At 30.2% G+C, this 570-nt stretch carries 1 pseudogene; it reads left to right on the forward strand.

The annotated features are described in order from the left end of the window. Positions 1 to 570 (forward strand): annotated as a pseudogene (locus tag CQA53_RS12955) (hypothetical protein); the annotation flags it as partial.

Raw genomic sequence — 570 nt, forward strand, 5'->3', positions numbered from 1 at the left:
CTTGACTGGGAAGAGTTCTATTTAAAGTTTGATTTAATGCAACAAGCAGCGACTAGATATTTAAAAATCTTTCCTGCAGTTTTTATGATAGACGAAGATTCTATTTTATTACAAAATAACGATGAATTGAGAGTCAATAAAGATAAATATCTAAATACAAATCCTCACATTAGTAGCAATCTTTTAGCAAAGATTCAAGAACTTATCCAAAATCACAATAAAGCCATAAAAGAACAATTTAAAAAAACTCAACACAACAATGAAGCTATATTTGTTTTAGGAGTAGATATAAAGAAAATCCAAAATGGAGAAACATCAAACTTATTGATTTATACGCTTATGCCACAAAATAAGTGTTCTGAGAAGCCATGTTCTGAATATGGCTATCAAAATATTACAAGAGTTTATCCTTATGATATAGACAAAGTAGCAATGCAAACGGGCTTAGGGCTAAGCGATGTGGATTTTGGATTAAAATTAATTTCTACAGATGATAATATAAGCTCCCAAGCATTATCCCTATATGCTTGCACAGGGAAATTTAGCATATATTATATCCCTGCCAAATTT

The organism is Helicobacter didelphidarum (assembly GCF_003364195.1).
GTDB lineage: Bacteria > Campylobacterota > Campylobacteria > Campylobacterales > Helicobacteraceae > Helicobacter_A > Helicobacter_A didelphidarum.